This window comes from Actinomyces glycerinitolerans (genome assembly GCF_900098745.1).
In the GTDB taxonomy this organism is placed as follows: Bacteria; Actinomycetota; Actinomycetes; order Actinomycetales; family Actinomycetaceae; genus Actinomyces; species Actinomyces glycerinitolerans.
In genome coordinates this window covers 687411-706346 of the sequence record NZ_FQTT01000001.1, presented here as the reverse complement: position 1 = coordinate 706346, position 18936 = coordinate 687411, and the positions used below count along the sequence as shown (strand labels likewise).

The following is an 18936-nucleotide window of genomic DNA, read 5'->3' as shown; positions in this document are numbered from 1 at the left end:
CCAATGCTCTAGGAGTAAAGAACCATGACAGTTTCTGTTGAACTGCCCGTAGTCGGGCGCACCACGCCCGACATGAGCCGGGAGGAGGTGATCGCGCACATCAAGGAGGGAGCGCGCCTCATCCGCCGCAAGGACCTCACACTGGTGGCGAATGCTCGCATGGGCCACCTCGGCGGTGAATTCTCCATCACCGACGTACTGGCAACCCTCTACCTCCACGTCCTGAATGTGACCCCGGAGAACCTGCACGACCCCGAGCGCGACCGCCTGATCCTTTCCAAGGGGCACGCGGCCTGCGCCCTGTACACCACACTCGCCGCAGCCGGCCTGCTGGATGTGGCCGAATTGGAGACCTTCGTGCAGCCCGAGTCCCGACTCAACGGCCACCCCAACCGGCTGTATGTGGATGCCGTGGAGGCCAACACCGGGCCGCTGGGGCACGGTCTGCCGATCGCCGTCGGCCAGGCCATCGCCGCCCAGCTGGACGGCTCTCCCCGCCGTGTGTTCGTCCTGACCGGTGACGGCGAACTGCAGGAGGGCTCCAACTGGGAGGCACTCATGTTCGCCGCCCAGCGCGGCCTGGCCAACCTCTGCGTGGTCGCCGACCGCAACCACCTCCAGCAGGGCGCTACCACGGAAGACACCAACGATCTGACTCCGCTGGATGACAAGGCCCGCGCCTTCGGTATGGAGGTGGTGGATGTTGACGCGCACGACATCGGCGCCCTGCTGGATGCCTTCGCCGCCGTACCAGCCGCCTCCGGCAAACCCACCTTCATCATCGCCCACTCTCACAAGGGACACCCGATCTCCTTCATGTCCGACGCCGTCGCCTGGCACCACAAGCTGCCCACCGACGCCGAGGTGGAGCAGGCACTAGCAGAACTGGAGGCACTGGCATGACCGCCATCGCCGAAGCGAACGCCCTGTACGACTGCCGTGACGCCTTCGCCGACGTCCTGACGGAACTGGGGGAAGCGGACGAGCGCGTCGTCGCCGTCGTCAACGACTCCGTGGGCTCCTCCAAGCTCGGGGGGTTCGCCAAACGCTTCCCCGAGCGCATTATCAATGTGGGCATCGCCGAGCAGAACCAGGTGGGCGTGGCCGCGGGACTCGAGGGCGGCGGCCGGCTACCGATCGTCTCATGCGCCGGCTCCTTCCTGTCCGCCCGGGCGATGGAGCAGGTCAAGATCGACGCCGCCTACTCATACCGGCACATGGTGCTCACCGCCCAGAGCCCGGGCCTGGCCTATGGACAACTCGGCAGCACCCACCACAGTGCGGAGGACGTGGCCTGGATGCGGGTCATCCCCAACATGACGGTGATCGTTCCCGCCGATCCGGTCGAGACCGCCGCCGCCGTCCGCTGGGCGGTTACCGAGCACGACGGCCCCGTCTACATCCGCATCTCACGGATGAAGGTGCCCGCCGTACACGCCGATGACTATGTGTTCACCCCGGGACGGGCAACCACGCTGCGCGATGGTGACGACCTGACCATCATCACCAATGGCACCGTGCTGCACCGGGCACTCGCCGCTGCGGACGCACTTGCCCAGGAGGGTATCCGTGCGCGCGTGCTGTCCATGGCCTGCGTCAAGCCGCTCGATGAGGACGCGGTGCTGTCCGCCGCTCGTGAGACGGGCCGGATCATAACCGCCGAGGAGGGACTCACCGCCGGTGGGCTCGGGGGTGCGGTCGCCGAACTGGTAACCGCCAACCAGCCCGTGCCGGTGAAGCGAATCGGCATCCCAGACACCTTCGCGCCCACCGGCTCGGAGGGCTGGCTCATGGACCACTGGGGGATCAGCGCCGACGGCATCACGGCCGCCGCCAAGGAGTTGCTCGCCTAGCGGATACCCGCCGTGACCTGAACGCGGCCGGGACCAGGCGAGAAACCTGGTCCCGGCCGCAACCCTTTCCCCGAAATGCTCCCGATCGCGATAGGTTTGGGCTCTAAGCCCTGCTGCGGGGAAAGGAACCACTCCGGTGAACGATGATGCCCAACTGCGGCTGATGGCCCGCATAGCACGCATGTATCACGAGCGCGGCATCAAGCAATCAGAAATCGCGGCCGAGCTGCACGTCTCCCAGCCGCGCGTCTCCCGGCTGCTGAAACGCGCTGCCGACGAGGGCATTGTGCGCACCGTTGTCACTTTGCCCGCCGGCACCTTCACCACCTTGGAGGAGGAGATCGAGGCCCGCTACGGGCTGGACGAGTGCGTGGTGGTGGACGCCGGCGAGGACGAGACCACGGTCGAGAACGCGCTCGCGGCGGCCGCAGCCACCTACCTGGAGACCACGCTCACCGGCGGCGACGTCATCGGATTGTCGTCCTGGAGCGCCACCTGGCTGGCGGCGATAGAGAGGCTGCAGCCCTTCCGAACCCAGGTTGCCTCCGCCGTCGTACAGCTATTCGGCGGAATCGGTAACCCCACCGTGCAGGTAAAGGCCACCCGCATGATCGACCTGCTCGCCCGGGCCACCGGTGCCGCGCCCGAGTTCTTCCCCTCGCCGGCCGTGCTGGGTACGCCGGCCGCGGCCGCCGAACTGCGCAACGACCCCTCCGTCATTCACATTCTCGAACTACTGCCGCGGGTCACCATTGCGCTGGTGGGCATCGGTAGCCTCGAGCCCTCCGCGCTGCTGCGCCAGTCCGGCAACATCTTCTCCGACGCCGACCATGAGGAACTGCGCGCGGCAGGCGCCGTTGGAGACGTGTGTCTGCGCTACTTCGACGCCGACGGCGCCCACGTGGACTCCGACTTTGACCGCCGCCTAGTGGGAGCCGACGCCGATCAGCTACGCGCTATCCCGCGCAGGGTGGCGGCGGCCGGCGGGAAGCGCAAACACTCCGCCATCCACGCCGCCCTACGCGGCGGCTGGGTGAACGTGCTTATCACCGACGCCGCAACGGCACGCGCACTGCTGGAGGAATGACGCGACTGACGACGGGCGGCGGGGCGAGAACACACCATCGCACTCTTCCCACACACGGGAAAGGAAGGGGCTGGCTTACAGCGCACATGGCCCGACAAACGAGCCGCTTCTCGACCTACCCGGCCAGGGCGACAGCCTCTTCGATGAGATCGGGAGTCTTCTTGATGGCCACGCTCGGGTCTACCTCGAGGAGCCTGCCCGCGTCGCGCTTCTCGTCAAAGCGTTCCTCCATCTCGATGCCAACGGCAACGGCCAGGATGGCGACATCCGCCTCGTCTACCTCGTCCTGTTCAATCTCATTGTCAATGCCCATGCCCCCCTGGGTCTCGACCTTGCATTCGATGCCACGCTTGGCGCACTCCTGCTCGATGGCTTCCTGGGCCATGTAGGTGTGGGCGATGCCGGCCGTGCAAGCGCAAACTGCGACGATCTTCATGGCATAATTCCTTTCTGTTCTCGTGATTGTTCTGGAAGTTCTACGTACTGTTCTTCACTGCGTGCCCTCCAGATGGCGAGCACGTGTCATCGACTCTATTGCTGTTCCTAGGCGCCGGCCTCTGCCACGAGGCGTAGCGTCCTTCTGACCTCCTCCACGCTCTTAGATGCGATGAGACGCTCGACATACGGCCTGCTGCCGACGAGGCTGTTCATCATGCGATAGAAACTCGCCAAGCCTCGTGACTTCTTCTGTCCTATCGAAAGAAGGAAGACTAGCTGGGCGTCTTCGCCGCCCCAGTCGATCGGGTGTCTGAGGACGGCCAGGGCGAGAATGTCCTCGGCTCCCACGGCCCGAATCGGGTGCGCGATGGCAACCAGGTTGCCGAAGGCCGTCGTGCCGGCTTCCTCGCGTTCCAATACGAGCTGCTCGAAATCATCGGGCAGGTCGGCACAGTCCTTCATCTTGCGACACAGGAAGGAGATGACTGCTTCCTTGCTCTCAAAACTCCCCCAGAAGACCAGGTCGGGATTAATGAGTTCCGTCGCGAGGCGACTCATTCTTCCTTCGGAGAGTGCGCGCGTAATGTTGCTGACGTCGCGATCGGCGAGAAATGTGGAGACTTCGACGATTGGCACCGGGATCGGATGCTCGATGGTCACGGTACTGAATGCATAGTCGATATCGTTGAAGTCGACCCGGCCGAGTTCGTGTGCACTCGTCGTCCCGACGATGTTGAGATATCTGCCGAAGAGATCGCGAATCCTGTGCGCGAGCATCTCGGAGGATGCCCTTCCGCTCCCGCACACGACCAGCACGTTGTCCTTCTCATCGGTTTTGTCGCGATGACGGTCGAGAGCGACCGACAGGTACATGGCCACATAGGCGACCTCGTCCGCGGGCACGTCGTATCCCAATTCCCCCTCGAGAACGCTGCAAGCAACGGTCGCCATGCTGAATGCCAGCACATAACTGTGGCGGATCTCATCAAGTAGCGGATTCACGGAAGGCAGTCCGTACTTCATGCGCGTTCTCAGGGGTGCCAGATGCATTGCGAGGGTGGTGACCAACTCAATGTCGTAGCGCAAGTCGATTTGATAGCTCTCGCGCACTCTCTCGAGCATGCTGAACGCCAGGCGCGTATTCTCCTCGGTCACTATCGTGTTCGCCGTCGCGTCGTCGAGGCTTACGATCTGTTTGCCGGAGAGGCGTGCCAGAAAGTTATACGCCTCTCCCTGGGGAAAGCTGACGTCATATGCGTGTTCGACCTGTTCCAATATCCCGGTCGCTACGTCCATACTGACGCCCTTGGTCTCCCGTGCCAGCTCGGCGATCATCTGCGGGTCCAGTTCGATGCGATTGCCCATGCGTACGCGTTTGATCGCGATGTACAGGTGCACGGCAAGATTCTCGACGGCAATGTCCGAGATTTGGAAATGATGGTCGGTCACTTGCCTAGTGACAATCGCGCGCAGGGCTGCTAGCTCGTCTCCTTCGGCGCTGTCGTTATTGAGGCAGACTACTCTCTTGAGGTGGGCAAGACAGTTGCGGATGCCCACTTCCTCGCCGTGGACTCTCATCCCGTGATATGCGCGGTTGTCGATGGTTAGATCGAATTCGCCCAGAAGTTGGCGTACCTCCCGCATATCCCGCTTGAGAGTGGAGCGGCTGAAATGCAGCATGTCCGCAAGGTCGTCCAGCAAGACCGGCTTCTCGACGGTCAGAAGGTACTCCGCTATCTGGCGAGTCCGTTCGTCCTGGGTTAGGTCCGACTGCTCGTACTCGGGATGATAGAGGGAATACCTCTGCCTGTTGCATACGACCAGCGTCACGCCCTTTCGCGGGGTGGAGGTTACTCTCGCTCCCCATGTGCGGAGCTCATCGTTGAGTTGTGCAATGTCGGACCGGATGGTTCGCGAGCTCACGCCCAGCACTTGGGCAAGGTGCGAGGTGGTTACGTACGAATCTTCACGTATGAGGCCGAGTAATTCCAAATAGCGCCTCACGGCTCAGTTCACCTCCTGTATTGGTCTAGTCCATGATGCGGGCGGCCTACGTCTCGACCCGTCTTTCGCTACTTCCCGTCGGCGTCCAGCTTGGGCTTGATGAGGAAGAGGATTCCGACTATGGCCAGAGCACCGATGAGCATGTCGACCACATACCAGAGCTGTCCCTCGTAAACGCCGGGGATGGCCACGATGCCGCCAAAGGCCACGACGGATGAAATGCCGTGCACCATGCCGATGCCGCCGGCGATGGCCGTTCCGATCGCGCAAGCAATCCAGGTGCGCTTAAAGTCTTTGCCGGCAAAGGGTATGGCGCCCTCGGTTATACCGGAGGAGGAAAGGAACAGGGCGGAGATGCCCAGGTTGCGATCCGCCTTGTCATAGCGGTCGCGAAGGATAAACGAGGCGAGTGCCATGCCTAGGGGCGGGATGGCGCAGCACATGCGGAAGACGCCGTTGGGGCCATAGAATCCCTCGGCCATGAGAGCGATGGTGAAGGCAGTGGCAGCCTTGGAGCAGGGGCCGCCGAAGTCTGCTGCGGCAAGCACGCCGATGGCAATGCCCAGAGGTACAGCGCTCACCCCGTTCAGCTTGTACATGACGTCTACGATGACTTGTACGAATGCGTTCAGTGGGTAGGTGAGGCAGTAGGTGTAAACGACGCCGCATATAAAGGTCGTGACCAGTGGGACGAGGAAGGTGGGCATCATGGGCTTGAGCACATCTGGTACCTTCCAGCTCTTCGTCCATTTTACGAAGTAGCCCACCATGAAACCTAAGATGAGGGCGCCGAGGAAGCCAGTGGAAATTTGGCGGGAACCGATGGGGTTGTTTGCCACGTATCCTAGGATGAAACCGGGCGCGAGTGCGGGCTTGCTGCCCACGCCGTATGCTATGTAGGCGCAGAGGACCGGTACCATCATGGAGAAGCCGGCTTGGCCCAGGTCGTAAACGTTTTGCCAGAACTGGTTGGAGGGGACAATGGCGCCGTCTTCGATGCGACCGGTGATGAGTGTTAGCGAGAACAGCATGCCGCCCGCGATAATTACGGGTAGAAAGTACGAGATGCCCGTGTTGAAGTATTTGAAGAGCTGAGCGCCCAGGCTTGCCTTCTTTTTGGTCCGTCCCAAGCTCATTTGACGATCTCCTTCTCTACGTCCTTGAGAATCTCAAAGACCTCTTCCTTTGAATCGGTGCCGAGCAGCCTGTCGCGGAAAGCTTCGCGTACGAGTCCCTTGCTAAGCTCCGCAAGTATCCTCAGGTGCAAGTTCCCCGCCGCCGCCTCCGGGACGCCGATCATGAAGACGTGGGTGGCGACCTCGCCATCCTCGCCCCAGGTGACGCCCTTCCCGAGACGCTGGTAGATGACGAAGGGACTCTTTACGATGTCGGTCTTGCCGTGGGGTATGGCTACGCCATGGTCGATGTAGGTGCAGAATGCCGCCTCGCGCTCCTTGACCGCGTTGGCAAACCCCTCGACGCTATCGACCTTGTTGGCGACGAGCTCAGCCATCCCCTCAATGACGGCGTCTTTCGACGCGTACTCGGTGTCGCTGAAGACGATGAGTTCCTTTTCGAACACTATACCAAACCTCCTTGTCTGGTCTTCGGCTGCGCCTGATGTTCTGGCTCCGGGCGCCGCTTAAATTGTTCGCGGTGACCGTGGTTGCGTCGATGCTACGTGGTCAAGCGGGAGATGAACAGCTCGAGTGTTTCCACATTGAATGTGGAAGTCGTAAGCCTGGTGTGGCGATACAGGTTCTCGGTGCTGGCCTATTGGTTCGATCTGACGGTTCTGGTGGCTGTCAGAATTTGCTGGTGTTAGCGTTATATCCGCTGAGAGACAACGCGGCTTTTCGTGCTCGAAGAGTCGCGTGGCTGCCGGTATCGCCGTGCCCGGGGCGGTTGCCGGTATCGCCGTGCCCGGGGCGGTTGCCATCTGCTACGTCGCTTCACCGTCTGCAACGCCACTTCGGGGTTAACAACGCCGGTTAACGGTCTGCTGAAGGCTCCTGGGGTATACAGCAGACCGTTAAGTAGCGTTGTTAACGCCCAACCGGCGTAGCAAACGCCCCAGTCCACTCGCACACCCGACTCAGACTCCCGACCGGCCCGTGGACACCACACCCCTAGGCCGGCAGAGCCCGTTAGTTGGCGTGGTACTCCCGAACCGGCGTGGTGGGATGACGCCTGATCATCGCGCGCGCACCGCCTCCAGCCAATTCACCTCGCCATGCACTGTCGCCGTGATTGCGTCAAGCTCGGCCGCGTCCACGTCCCCGGCGGACTGGGGCGTTGGCGTGAGCAGAAGCGTATGGGCAACGGTTGACTCACAAGCGGGCCAAGAGGCCACGGAGCCGGTTCCCTGGCGGCCGCACGGTTCGCCGTCGGCGGCGAAGTTCGCCCAGGTCGAGCCGATCGTGCGGGATAGAGCCCGGGCCTCGTCACCTCCACCATTGAGGCCCCGAGCCGCCTCCACATTGCCGAATGCGAGTGCGACGTCTAGCTCGTGCGTAGACATATAAACGCCGTCGTCCACCGGGGTCCGCCAAGTTATGCGGTAGCGCCATGTGGGCGCACCGCCGTGTGCCTGTGCCCAGGCGACCCGTCGCTGGACCGCGGTGCGCGTGTGGACGCAGAAGGCCAGGTCGGAGGAGGCCCTCAGCGCCAGTTCGTAGGGGGACGCGCTCGGATGGGAGTCTTGCAGGGCGGCAAGGAATTCGTCCGCCACCTGCGTGCCCAATTCACCTGTCAATGCCCGATGCAGTCCGTCGAGCCCCTGGGTCGCGAGCTCGTCGTGACTTCCTGCGAGGAACAACGCTGCCTCGGTGTCGAGATCACCGATGATTGCAGGCACATGGGCGGACAATGCCAACGCGCTAGGCGCGAATGGTGCGCAGGGCAGTGTGCTTCCGTCGATGACAGGGGAGAAAGTGGTCATGGAGGTGCCCGCGGCGGCGAGCGACGCACGCATGAAGTCTTGGATCGGGAGCTTAGCCAGCTCGGTGACAGCGGCGTCCCCGGGAAGTCCGGCGCAGACACGCAGATGGCGCCCGGTCCGCAGGGCATCGTCGAGCGGACGCGCCAGCGTGGTGGCACCAGAACACAATACGGCGCGGTGAAACAGTCCGGCCGCGGACGGCATAGCCATAAGAATGGAGATCTTCATGGCCCCGCCGCTCTGACCGGCCACGGTAATCCGTGAGGGATCGCCGCCGAAGGCGGCGATGTTGTCTCGTACCCAGGCCAGCATCGCCACAATGTCGAGCATGCCGACGTTGCCGGATTCGGCATAGGGGGAGTTCGACTCCGTCGTTGGATCAACTACCTGCGTGTAGCCGAGCGCGCCGAGTCGATGATTGAAGGTGACGACCACCAGGTTGTGCTCACGGGCAAGATGAGTGCCGTCGATGGAGGGCGAGGAGCCCGAGTTCGAGGAGTATGCGCCCGAATGTACCCAAACCAGTACTGGCCTGCCGGGGTGGTCGGGTTGGTCCGTGCGGGCGCCGTCAGTTCCGTCGCCAGAAACTGAAGCTTCCTGAGACAAGCGCGCAGGTGTCCACACGTTCAGGAATAGGCAGTCCTCGTCCTCCGGCAGATTGTCGGTGAGTCCGATCTTCTGCAGGAAGGGATTCAGGGCGCGATCGACACCGGTGTCCGGGTGATCCTGTGGGCAGGTGGGACCGAACTCGAAGGCATTGGCAACATCTGTCCAAGGCTGTGGCGGCCGGGGTGGTTGGAAGCGGTAGGTTCCGGTGTCGGCGCCGTAGCGGATGCCCTTGAACGCGGCGACGCCGTCCACCACCCGTCCACGGACCGGACCATGGACGGTGGAGATGACTATGGAGTTGTACACGCTGCCTCTTCCTTTCAGCTCTCCAGCCACTCGGCCAGGACGGCCAGGGAGTCGAACATGTCGTCGAAAAGGAGTCGGTTGTCGATGCGCTGGTAGCGGCGCATCGGCCGGACGTCTTGCGGGTAGCGGTAGGTGCCGTCCTGCGCAATGCGGGGCGTGGGGATGACGTCGTAGTAGGAGGAGGCGGCGTCGGGCTCGAAGGTGGTCTGCAGCGAGGACAGCAGCACCAGCGGCTGGTCTCCGAGCACGTAGGTGGCGCCGGGATGCGTCATGCCCGAAACCATCTCGCGCACCTGGTTCAACTCACCGAGCAGGTAGGCACCAACCGTTCCCGCGCGAGCGCAGCCGCGGCGGATGGTCGGCATGGAGACGGTGGCGGAGCGGTAGACGTCGCGCGGAATCTGCCAGATGCGCGCCTCGGTCTCATTGAAGACGTAGCGGGCGCTCGCGGGATCGAGTGCCAGGTTGTATTCCATGTCCGTTCCGCCCTCGGGCACGTACGCCAGTCCGGCGTGTTCCCCGCCGCCGATCCAGACGAGCGTTAGGCGCTCGGCAATGGCCGGCTCCGCCTTGAAGGCCCGGGCGACGTCGCCCAGCGAGCCGCCGGCCACGAGGAACAGCGGGCGGTCGTCGTCGCGCAGCGCCTCATCAATGATGAAGCGGGAGGCAGCGGTCTGGTCGGCGTAGGCGTCGAAGCCGCGGTCGTCGCCGTCGTACAGGTCGACGCCGGTCACCCCCATGGTCGCCAGCAGCGTCTCGACGCGCTCGTGGCCTGCGCGCACGGAGGAGTCGGTGCGATTCCACGGGTCGTCCTCGCGCAGTCGGGAGATGACGACGCCGCGTACCTCGGTGCCCTCGACCAGCAGGTGGTGGGCCAGCGCGAAGAGGTCGTCGGGATCGCCGGCGAAGTCGTTATCGATGATGACGCGGGTGCGGGGAGCCACGCCGGGGAGCCGGTCGGACTCGGAAAGCCAGGGGAATGAGCCATAGGCCCAGGTCTTGGGGGCGGGGTTCATGTCTTGCTCCTTTGCAAGCGATTCTGGGTCAAGCGGCAGTGAGTTACCGGTTGGGATGGTGGCGGCACCGGACCGGCTGGGACCGATGCCGCCACCAAGTGCTTCAGACGCTACTTCACCTTCCGGACCGGGATGATGGCTGCGGCGCTAATAGCGACGGCGATTACAGCGGTAATGAAGATCGCCGAGTAGCCGCCGGTGTGGGCGACCAGCTTGCCGGCGACGAAGGGCGCCAGCATCTGGCCGATGTTGGAGGCCACGTTGGCCACGCCCAGGTCACGGCCGGCGGCGTTCGGGTCGGGCAGGACGTCGATGAACAGGGCCACGTCCACCGCCATGTACATGCCGTAGGCGGCCGCCAGCAGGATGTAGAAGAAGAAGTACATCGGGAGCGTCGGAACCAGCAGTGGCACCAGCATGTCCAGGGCAATCACCAAGGAGGCGCCGATGACGAAGGGCTTGCGCCGCTTGACCTTGTCCGAGAGCTTGCCGGCGAAGGCCAGCATGAGCAGCTGCACCGGCAGAGCCGCCGCCGACAGGGTGGCAACGATCGTGTTCGCCTCGGCCGCGGTGTGAGCGGGCCGCAGGTGGGACTGAATGATGTACAGGTTGTAGTTGCTGACGGCCGTGTAGCCGAAGAACATCATGAAGCGGGCGATCCAAACCCAGCGGAAGTCATGGTCGAACAGTGGGACGAAGAAGCCCTTGAAGAAGGCGATCCAGTCGAATTCGCGCAGCTCCAGGTCCTTGGAGGAGCGGTCCTTGGCAAAGGTGACGAAGATCAGGGCGCCGACGACGACGGCGATGGCGAACACGAAGTAGGCATCCAGCCCCATGGAGTTCATCAGAATGCCGGCCACCACGGAGCCGCCGGTGAAGCCCGCCATCATCCCGATGCCGGACAGGCCGGAGACCGTGCCGGTCTTCTCGGCGGGAACCCGGTCCGCCACCGTCGTCGACAGCGGCCCCTGCATGAAGTTCAGCGAGACCTGCGCGGTGGTCCAGAAGACGGTGAGCATGAGAATCGTGGTGGAGTAGCGCAGGCCGATCATGAAGGCGGCCCCGGCGACGGCGCCGGCCACGATCCAGAAGGCGCGCCGGCCCCAGCGGGAGCGCCAGCGGTCGGAGAGGACACCGACGATCGGCTGGGCGAACAGCGTGAAGAACGAGCCGACGATCATCATGTTGGAGATCGAGGAGGCCCGAGCGGCCTCGTACTGCTTCAGCAGGTCCAGCAGGTGCGCCTGCTCGGACGTCGCGGTGACCGTGCCGGCGTTGACGTCATTGGCCAGGTTGGTGAGCTCGGTGAGCTGGTCCAGGGTGGTGACGGTGGTGCCGGAGAAGTAGTGCTGGAACTCGATCGTCTGCACGGTGTTGGGCAGCAGGATCGCCGCCAGCGCCGAGTAGCAGGCGTACAGGAAGACGCCCGCGATGACGAAGGAGATCAGGTACTGGTAGTACGGGCGTCCGCCCAGATACTTGGCGGAGGTGCCCGGACGGGTGGGCTCCTCCAGACGGGGATCGGCGGTATTGGACATGTGGCTCCTTTGCATCGATGTCCGGGCGCTGAACGCACGCGAATCCTCCGCGAGGTTCCGACCGGTTGGTTCATTTAACGCTGAATGGATTCATTCTGTCAAGGCGCTGTCAAGGCGTCCGGTCTCAGGAGTCGTCGTCTACGACGTAGCGCCTCGGGTTGCGCAGTTCCGCCGCCTCCCGGATGCGCTGCAATCTGCGCATCCGTGCCGCCCTGCCGCCGGTTCGGCGCTCGGAGCCGCGCGAACCCAGCGATTCGACCTCGGGGCTGAGGAAGCTGACGTAAATGGCGGCCATCTCCTCCGGGGCCTGCCGGTAACCGTGGCGGATCCAGGCGTCAATGAGCCCGAACAGGGCATAGGCCTTGAAGCGGTGCAGGAAGCCGGCTCGATCGCTGGCGTCCGTGGCCCCGGCATCGGAGGCAGGGGTCGTCGCCGGGTCCGGAGCCCGGCCCTCCAGCGACTCCACAATGACTCCCAGCAGGATGCTCCCAAGCTCCGCCCCATAGACGGCGTCGTTGAGCGTACGCACCTGCAGACAGAAGTGGAACCGGGCTATGGCATTCGCGCGGTCGTCGGACTCGTCGTACCAGTGCCGGGCGGCGAAGTCCCTCCAAGCGGTTCGATACTTATAGGCGAGCACCTCCTCCTTGGAGGAGAAGTGCCGGAAATAGGTCACTCTCCCCAGGCCGGCACGCGAGGCGATCTCACTGGCGCTTATCTTTCGCAGGGGCTTTTCGTGCATGAGCTCGAGCAGGGCATCACCCATGGCGTCCTTGAGCGGCGCCGCGGAGTCCTCGAGTCGTGCCATGTTGACCTCCAGGGATTGGTCGAATCGGCAACGTGCGGGGCCCGCCTTCCGAGGGCTAAGTCGGCTGGCGGGTACCCCCATTTCGCAATATAGCGATACCGCCGGGGCGGACACGCCCACACGCCGTAGCCCACTTGGGGTGAAGTATGCCGCCCGCGTCGCGGCGGTAGCCCTGCTAAAGGGGTGGAATTCGTGTCGGTGCCGCGCGATACCGTGTATTCATGTTCGGGAGCAGGGGTAGCGAGGGCGGACCCGCCGGGACCGGTACGGCGGGCCCAGTTGCGCTTCCTGCCGCCAAGAACGGGATGCCGACGACGGCGACGGAGCCGACGACGGCGACGGAGCCGACGACGGCGCGGGCCGCTTTGGCTGGTGACACCCCGGATCCTGGCGCCCTGGTTGATCGCCTGGCTGGGATGTCGGCGGGAGCCGGCTTGGCGGGCCTGGTTGAGGACTTATTGGCCGGGCTTCTAGTACCTGCGCGTTCCGAAGGTGAGGCAGACGGCTGTGGCGCCACCGTTGCCGACGCCGGCGGTGTTGTTGACTCCGCCGAAGTTGCAGAGGTCCTGGGCGTTCCTGAGATGGACGAGGTGCTGGGCGCGATCACCAGTCCGGCTGACCGTGACCTGGCGCAGACGGCTGCGCGGCTGGGCGTGGATTGGGGCGAGGGAACCGGTATCGACGCCCTGGCCTCCCTGGGAGGGCAGGTGCTCAGTGAGCTGGTGGCGGCTTGTCATCGGCTGGAGGCTTGGGTGTCATGGGCGGAGGCAGTCGCGGCAGCCTGCCTGGCAAGAACCGCGGAGATGAACCGTGGGGCGGCCCCGTGGGGGCCCGGTGGAGAGCCCGCGCAGCTGGTTACCGAAGAGGAATCGCGGTTCACCACCAGCAACGAGATCGCCTGCCGCCTGGGAGTGCCGCGCGCGACCGCCTCGCGGATACTTGACCGCGGGCGGGCTCTGTTGCAGCCCGAGTTCGCGCTCACGGAGGTGTTGCACCGTGCGGGCCTGGTGGATCAGTCCAAGACTGCGCTGATTGTTGCGCGGCTCGAGGGGACGGGGTCCGCGACTACCGCTGCGGTCCAGGAACGGGTGCTCGCCCGCGCTCCACGTAGAACGGCCGCGCAGCTCGGGCGGGATGTCGACCGCGCTCTGGCCGCCCTGGATCCCCAGGGAGCGAGCAGCCGCCGCACAAGGAATGTTGCCGATCGTCACGTGAGCCATCCCCGTCAGGCGGGTGAGGGCACCCATGAGATGCGGCTGCTGCTGCCCAGCCTGGATGCCTTCCTAGTCGACGCGACCCTGGACGCCATCGCCGCCAGCGCCCGCGCCGCCGGCGATGGGCGCAGCCTGGGCCAGCTGCGGGCCGACGCCCTCACCGGTATGGCCCTGCGCACCCTTCAAGGCAGCCAACACGTCGCCTGCCGAAGCACGCGCACGAGCGATGCGTCGGATTGTGTCGACGCCGGTTGCCGTTCCGGCGGTCCAGTCGGAGAGGCCGCCGCCGAGATACCCATCGCCGCGATACCCGCCGAGATACCCGTCGCCGTGATCCCCACAGCGGAGAACTCCAGCGCCGGCGACGCGACCGGCGTAGCACATGGCACCTTCGGAGCCGGCCGCGGTGGCTGCTTGTTGCCGGATGGGGTTCCGCTGGAGGGGCTGCTCGGCGCTCTAAGCGGTTTGGTGGAGCCCTCTCGTCCCTGGTGGACGCCGTCCGGCATCGACCCGGTCTTCCCGCCACCCGGAATTGGAATCAATGTTGATGTCACGGTCCCGCTGACCCTGCTGGTACCCGATGACGACCACACCGGCGGCGCGCCGCCGGGTGGCGAAGACGGCTCACGCGGCGCGAGTGGGATGAGTCTGCCCACCGGCAGTGGGGGAAGTGCGCCCGCTGCCGTCGATGGGATCGAGACGCCCGTAGTTGTCGACGGGAGCAGTGCGCCTGCAGCCCATGGGAGGAGTCAGAGCACCACCAACGGCGCAGGTCTGTACGCGGGCGGTGGGGATGCACTGCCGCTGGGGACGGCACCGACGGCCGAGGTCGTAATCGGCCGCAATCGGGCGCCCATCCCCGCCGCCACTGCGCGTGCCCTGGCTCTGGGCGGTGTCTGGCGTCGGCTGGTCACCGATCCCCTTTCAGGCGCCGTAGTGGACCTGGGGCGGTCGCACTACCGGCCTCCGGCCGCCTTGCGTGACCTGGTGCAGGCCCGTGATCAGGCGTGCACCTTCCCCGGGTGCACGGTGCCGGCCGCGCGTTGCGACATCGACCATGTCATTTCCTGGGCGGAGGGCGGGACCACCAGCCTGAACAACCTCACCTGCCTGTGTCAGGCCCACCATCGCCTCAAGCACACTCCCGGATGGACCCTCACCCGGCAGGATGATGACGCCCTCCTGTGGACTACGCCCTCCGGGGCCCGCTACCGCAGAGCCCCGGAGGGGACCGTAACCCTCCTGCCGCGTCGCGTGGGCCCCCGCCAACTCCAGGTTTCTGCTCGAATCATCCCCGAGCGAGAGGCGCGGGCCGTCGACGGCGCGGTCGTGGAGCGGCTTCGCCGCGGTTTGGAGATGGCATCCCGCCGGGGCGGGCCCGGTCATCCGCCGCAGGTAACCAGTCGAGGACCCCGTCCCGGCCAGCCCGTCGGCGCCTTTGAAGCCCACCCCTACCCGGCGGCTCTGCATGACCTGGGTCTGGCCCCTTTGCTCGACAAGATCCCGCCCTTCTAGGGCGGGTCCTAGAGGCGGGGCTCAGAGGCGGGCCCTAGGTCGTGTTGTGTGAGTCGTTTGTGCTGGTGGGTCGGTGCTGGCGATGTGGGTGGTGGTCTGGTAGCGGATGGCGAGTTCGTCGTGTCTGCTGGCTACGGGGCCCCAGCTTGAGTGGGCTGTGTGCGCTCGTCGAGGGGGCGAGTGGGTCTTGCGCCGCCCCGGTTGGACCTCCCACGCCCCGTTGGACCGCCCACGCCCCCTTGGACCGCCCACGCCCCGTTGGACCGCTGTAACCGGCGGCTACGGCGGTCCAACGGGGGAACAGGGGTCCATCCGGGGAACAGGGGTCCAACGGGGGGGACAGCGGTCCAACGGGGGAACAGCGGTCCAACTGACAGGCTCAACAGCCACACACCACCACCCAACCGCGCACCGCCACCCAAGCACTTACACAACAGGACCTAGATGCGGGCACGGAGCGGGCCGGCGACCGAGTCTCGTGCACAGACCGCGTGCGGCGGCGCGTTCCATGAGCGGCCGCAGCAGCCGAGTGGTCGCGGGAGCCGAGTGGTCGCGGGAGCCGAGTGGTCGCAGCAGGCGAGTGGTCGCAGCAGGCGAGTGGGCGCGGGAGCCGAGTCGTCGCAGCAGCCGAGTCGTCGCGGGAGCCGAGTGGTCGCGGGAGCCGAGTGGTCGCAGCAGGCGAGTGGTCGCGGGAGCCGAGTGGTCGCAGCAGGCGAGTGGGCGCGGGAGCCGAGTGGGCGCAGCAGCCGAGTGGGCGCGGGAGCCGAGTCGCCGCAGCCGAGCGGTGGCGGGAGTCTTGCGCCGTCGCGGCTCCGCACTCAGTTCGTCGTCGGCTCTAGTCCCAATGACACCGTCACGTAGGCGGCACGTGGGATAACCAGTTCCAGCACGCCGTCCGCCAGCGACCAGTCCGAGAACACAGCCGGTGATACGGCGTCGGGGGCCTCTGGCGTGTTGCAGGCGTCGAGCGCGGCCGCGGTCAGCACGCGCGCACCGTCCACCGCCGCCGCGGCACCGCGCAAGTCCAGACGGATCGTGTGGGGCGCCGCGGGGTCGAGGTTGGTTGCGGAGATGAGCGCCGTGTCGCCCTTACGGGAGGCGGAGACGGAGACCAGCGGGAAGGGACGGGCGCCGTCGTCGGCATGGGCGGGAAGATCATCCACCCAACGCACGTCGAGCCGAGTGGCGTCGTGGTGGCCCAGGTTCATCGCCAGCACGTGGTAGGTGGGAGTGAGCACCATGGCGCCGCTGGTCGGGTTGGTGAGGATCGGGGCCTGGAGCACGTTGACCGTCTGGGCCAGGTTGGCCATGATGACGCGCTCGGTGTGGCGGTGGAAGATGTCGAAGTGCAGCGAGGCGATGAGCGCGTCCCGCAGGGTGTTGTCCTGCTGCAGGAAGTGGGGGTTGGTGCCCGGCTTTGCATCCCACCAGGCGCCCCACTCGTCGACGACGAGCCCCACCTTGCGGTGGGGGTCGTAGCGGTCCATCACCGTGGAGTGCCGGGTGATCAGTTCCTCCATCCACCAGGCGTTGGCGAAGGTGGCGTACCAGTCCTCGGTGCTGAAACCGCGGGCCTGACCCTTGGCCTCGAAGGAGTCGCGGAAGGTGTAGGAGTGCAGGCTGATTGCCTGGTAGGGGCCGGGCTCGGAGCGCGGGCAGGTGTCGCAGACGAGGTCGCGCATCAGTGCGTCGGTCCACGCGTAGTCGTCGACGTTCGCCCCGCCGGCGATGCGCACCATCTCGTTCTCGCCGTGGCTGCGCACGAAGGTGGCATAGCGGCGGGCCTGGGCGGCGTAGACCGGCGCGCTCATGTTCCCGCCGCAGCCCCAGGGCTCGTTGCCGATGCCGAAGAACGGCACCCGCCACGGCTTCTCCCGGCCATTGGCCCGGCGTAGGCGCGCCATGGGGGAGTCCCCCTCGCGGGTCAGGTAGTCGACCCATTCGCTCATCTCCTGCACCGTGCCCGAGCCGACGTTGCCCGTGATGTAGGCGTCGGCCCCAAGCAACTCGCACAGTTCCATGAACTCGTGCGTGCCGAAGGAGTTGTCCTCCACAACGTCGCCCCAGTTGGTGTTGACCATGGTGGGGCGTTGATCCTTGGGGCCGATCCCGTCGCGCCAGTGGTACTCGTCGGCGAAGCAGCCGCCGGGCCAGCGCAGGTTGGGGATGGCGATCGCCCTCAGCGCTTCAATGACGTCGGTGCGCAGACCGTGGACGTTGGGGATGGGGGAGTTCTCGCCCACGTAAAAGCCGCCGTAGATGCAGCGGCCCAGGTGCTCCGCGAAGTGCCCATAGATGTGACGGGAGATGGTGGGGCCGGGTACATCGAGGTCGACGACGGCGCGGGGGACAGGAGAGCTGGACATCATGGAACTTCCTTGGTCTGTGTGTCTGAGCATGCGGGAGTAAGGAGTGACGGGGCGGGTAAACCGGTCCCATGGATGTAACGTTACATGTCAGGGTGTGGTCGTTCAACCGCGGCTTGGATGGGCTCAGCGCGAGGATTCCCTCTCGATGAGCGTGTAGGCGGGGGTGAACCGGCGTCCGGGCAGTTCCGACGCGGGTGCCTCAATGCGCGTCAGGAGCATGTCGACCGCTGTGCGTGCCAGCTGGGTTATCCCAATGTCCACGGTTGACAGTGAGGGAACGGATATGGCTCCCTCGCGGATGCCGTCGAAGCCGATGATGCGCACATCCTCGGGGCAGCGAAGGTCTCGGTCGGACAGAGCGCGTATGGCTCCCAGTGCGACGGAGTCCGTCATGGCGAAGATGCCGTCGACGGGTGTGCCCACGGCCAAGGCGGAAAGCATGGCGGCGTACGCGGGCTCGCAGTCCCATGCGCAGGGGATGGGGGTCAGATCGACCTGTGGGTTGTCCTCGGCTGCACTCAAGGCGCCGGCCCAGCGCAGGTCCTGGCCATCGGCGCCGGCGCGGCCATGAGGGGCGCTGTGTGTGCCCAAGACGGCGATGCGGCGGCAGCCCTTGGTGATGAGGTGCTCGACCGCGGCCATCCCGCCCGCCTGATTGGGGCTGGAAATAAGGTCCAGTTGAGTGTTCTGGATGCGCTCGTCGTACAGGACGACGGCGTGGCTGCTCGCGGCGTCCTCGATTTCGCGGGCGCTTGCGCCGACCGCGGAGACGATTGTGCCGTCTACCAGGGAGGCTGTAGCTCCGCGCAGGATCTCGAGCTCCCGCTCGGGGTCGGAAAGCGTCTGCTGGACCATCACCCTGACGCCGTGTTCCTCCGCCGCTGACGTGGCGGCCGCGGCAAAGGCGGCGTTGAAGGGCATGTCGAGGCGGGGAACGCAGAGGGCGATGATGCCGCTGCGACCGGACCGCAGGCTCTTGGCGGCCATGTTGGCCCGGTAGTCGAGCTTGGTCGCGGCGGCGAGCACACGCTCGCGGATTGATGCGGAGACGTTGGGCTTACCACGCAGCACGTTGGAGGCGCTCATAACCGACACACCTGCCTCCTTGGCGACGTCCGCCAGAGTTGTCATTGGCTCCTCCTCGCTATGTGCCGCAGCCTACCGGGTTGCGGCGGTCGCTCTGTTGACAACTGCGGAAACTGCGCTATGGTACCGATGTAACGTTAAATCGAGCGGGT

At 65.3% G+C, this 18936-nt stretch carries 14 protein-coding genes and 1 pseudogene; 4 read left to right on the top strand and 11 right to left on the bottom strand.

From position 1 onward, the window contains the following. The first annotated feature begins 24 nt into the window (after positions 1–24). The 3 genes from ACGLYG10_RS03000 to ACGLYG10_RS02990 all read left to right on the top strand — a co-directional run bounded on the left by ACGLYG10_RS03000 (position 25) and on the right by ACGLYG10_RS02990 (position 2940). Positions 25–903, top strand: a complete 879-nt coding sequence (locus tag ACGLYG10_RS03000; RefSeq protein WP_111819229.1) for a transketolase — start codon at positions 25–27, stop codon at positions 901–903. Continuing rightward, on the top strand, positions 900–1853 hold the full coding sequence (locus tag ACGLYG10_RS02995; RefSeq protein ID WP_073327686.1) for a transketolase family protein: 954 nt from the start codon (positions 900–902) through the stop codon (positions 1851–1853). Before ACGLYG10_RS03000 ends, ACGLYG10_RS02995 begins: the two co-directional genes overlap by 4 nt. A 136-nt stretch (positions 1854–1989) precedes the next feature. Further along, positions 1990–2940, top strand: a complete 951-nt coding sequence (locus ACGLYG10_RS02990) for a sugar-binding transcriptional regulator (protein WP_244542541.1) — start codon at positions 1990–1992, stop codon at positions 2938–2940. A gap of 115 nt (positions 2941–3055) precedes the next feature. Here the strand turns inward: ACGLYG10_RS02990 and ACGLYG10_RS02985 are convergent, their stop codons facing one another. From ACGLYG10_RS02985 to ACGLYG10_RS02950, 9 genes and pseudogenes are all read right to left on the bottom strand, one after another. Next, positions 3056–3376, bottom strand: a complete 321-nt coding sequence (locus tag ACGLYG10_RS02985; protein WP_073327685.1) for a PTS fructose transporter subunit IIB — start codon at positions 3374–3376, stop codon at positions 3056–3058. A gap of 107 nt (positions 3377–3483) precedes the next feature. Continuing rightward, on the bottom strand, positions 3484–5208 hold the full coding sequence (locus ACGLYG10_RS02980) for a BglG family transcription antiterminator (protein WP_244542540.1): 1725 nt from the start codon (positions 5206–5208) through the stop codon (positions 3484–3486). Between the two features lie 9 nt (positions 5209–5217). Further along, positions 5218–5382, bottom strand: a pseudogene (locus tag ACGLYG10_RS16940) (HTH domain-containing protein); the annotation flags it as partial. 68 nt (positions 5383–5450) lie between these two features. Continuing rightward, positions 5451–6518, bottom strand: coding sequence for a PTS fructose transporter subunit IIC (locus ACGLYG10_RS02975; RefSeq protein ID WP_073327682.1), 1068 nt, complete (start codon positions 6516–6518; stop codon positions 5451–5453). Beyond that, on the bottom strand, positions 6515–6964 hold the full coding sequence (locus ACGLYG10_RS02970; RefSeq protein ID WP_073327680.1) for a PTS sugar transporter subunit IIA: 450 nt from the start codon (positions 6962–6964) through the stop codon (positions 6515–6517). Before ACGLYG10_RS02970 ends, ACGLYG10_RS02975 begins: the two co-directional genes overlap by 4 nt. Before the next feature lie 612 nt (positions 6965–7576). After that, positions 7577–9238, bottom strand: coding sequence for a carboxylesterase/lipase family protein (locus tag ACGLYG10_RS02965; RefSeq protein ID WP_073327679.1), 1662 nt, complete (start codon positions 9236–9238; stop codon positions 7577–7579). A 14-nt stretch (positions 9239–9252) separates the two neighbouring features. Beyond that, positions 9253–10254 (bottom strand): nucleoside hydrolase, encoded by a 1002-nt coding sequence (locus tag ACGLYG10_RS02960; protein ID WP_073327677.1) that lies wholly within the window; start codon positions 10252–10254, stop codon positions 9253–9255. A gap of 110 nt (positions 10255–10364) precedes the next feature. Then, on the bottom strand, positions 10365–11792 hold the full coding sequence (locus tag ACGLYG10_RS02955) for an MFS transporter (protein WP_073327676.1): 1428 nt from the start codon (positions 11790–11792) through the stop codon (positions 10365–10367). A 124-nt stretch (positions 11793–11916) separates the two neighbouring features. Further along, positions 11917–12600 (bottom strand): TetR/AcrR family transcriptional regulator, encoded by a 684-nt coding sequence (locus tag ACGLYG10_RS02950; protein WP_073327674.1) that lies wholly within the window; start codon positions 12598–12600, stop codon positions 11917–11919. A gap of 221 nt (positions 12601–12821) precedes the next feature. On the opposite strand from ACGLYG10_RS02950, the gene ACGLYG10_RS02945 reads away from it, so the two are divergent. Then, positions 12822–15329 (top strand): HNH endonuclease signature motif containing protein, encoded by a 2508-nt coding sequence (locus ACGLYG10_RS02945; RefSeq protein WP_244542539.1) that lies wholly within the window; start codon positions 12822–12824, stop codon positions 15327–15329. Between the two features lie 818 nt (positions 15330–16147). Here the strand turns inward: ACGLYG10_RS02945 and ACGLYG10_RS02940 are convergent. Together ACGLYG10_RS02940 and ACGLYG10_RS02935 are read right to left on the bottom strand one after the other, a co-directional pair. Beyond that, complete coding sequence (locus ACGLYG10_RS02940; RefSeq protein ID WP_244542538.1) at positions 16148–17698, bottom strand: alpha-N-arabinofuranosidase; 1551 nt, start codon at positions 17696–17698, stop codon at positions 16148–16150. 123 nt (positions 17699–17821) lie between these two features. Next, positions 17822–18829, bottom strand: coding sequence for a LacI family DNA-binding transcriptional regulator (locus ACGLYG10_RS02935; RefSeq protein ID WP_073327671.1), 1008 nt, complete (start codon positions 18827–18829; stop codon positions 17822–17824). Positions 18830–18936: the final 107 nt, after the last annotated feature.

What these genes read in the sequence shown, in the direction of transcription:
- ACGLYG10_RS02975 (WP_073327682.1), bottom strand. Translation starts at nt 6,518, where the DNA reads ATGAGCTTGGGACGGACCAAAAAGAAGGCAAGCCTGGGCGCTCAGCTC.
- ACGLYG10_RS02995 (WP_073327686.1), top strand. Translation starts at nt 900, where the DNA reads ATGACCGCCATCGCCGAAGCGAACGCCCTGTACGACTGCCGTGACGCC.
- ACGLYG10_RS02945 (WP_244542539.1), top strand. Translation starts at nt 12,822, where the DNA reads ATGTTCGGGAGCAGGGGTAGCGAGGGCGGACCCGCCGGGACCGGTACG.
- ACGLYG10_RS02950 (WP_073327674.1), bottom strand. Translation starts at nt 12,600, where the DNA reads ATGGCACGACTCGAGGACTCCGCGGCGCCGCTCAAGGACGCCATGGGT.
- ACGLYG10_RS02940 (WP_244542538.1), bottom strand. Translation starts at nt 17,698, where the DNA reads ATGATGTCCAGCTCTCCTGTCCCCCGCGCCGTCGTCGACCTCGATGTA.
- ACGLYG10_RS02985 (WP_073327685.1), bottom strand. Translation starts at nt 3,376, where the DNA reads ATGAAGATCGTCGCAGTTTGCGCTTGCACGGCCGGCATCGCCCACACC.
- ACGLYG10_RS02955 (WP_073327676.1), bottom strand. Translation starts at nt 11,792, where the DNA reads ATGTCCAATACCGCCGATCCCCGTCTGGAGGAGCCCACCCGTCCGGGC.
- ACGLYG10_RS03000 (WP_111819229.1), top strand. Translation starts at nt 25, where the DNA reads ATGACAGTTTCTGTTGAACTGCCCGTAGTCGGGCGCACCACGCCCGAC.
- ACGLYG10_RS02960 (WP_073327677.1), bottom strand. Translation starts at nt 10,254, where the DNA reads ATGAACCCCGCCCCCAAGACCTGGGCCTATGGCTCATTCCCCTGGCTT.
- ACGLYG10_RS02935 (WP_073327671.1), bottom strand. Translation starts at nt 18,829, where the DNA reads ATGACAACTCTGGCGGACGTCGCCAAGGAGGCAGGTGTGTCGGTTATG.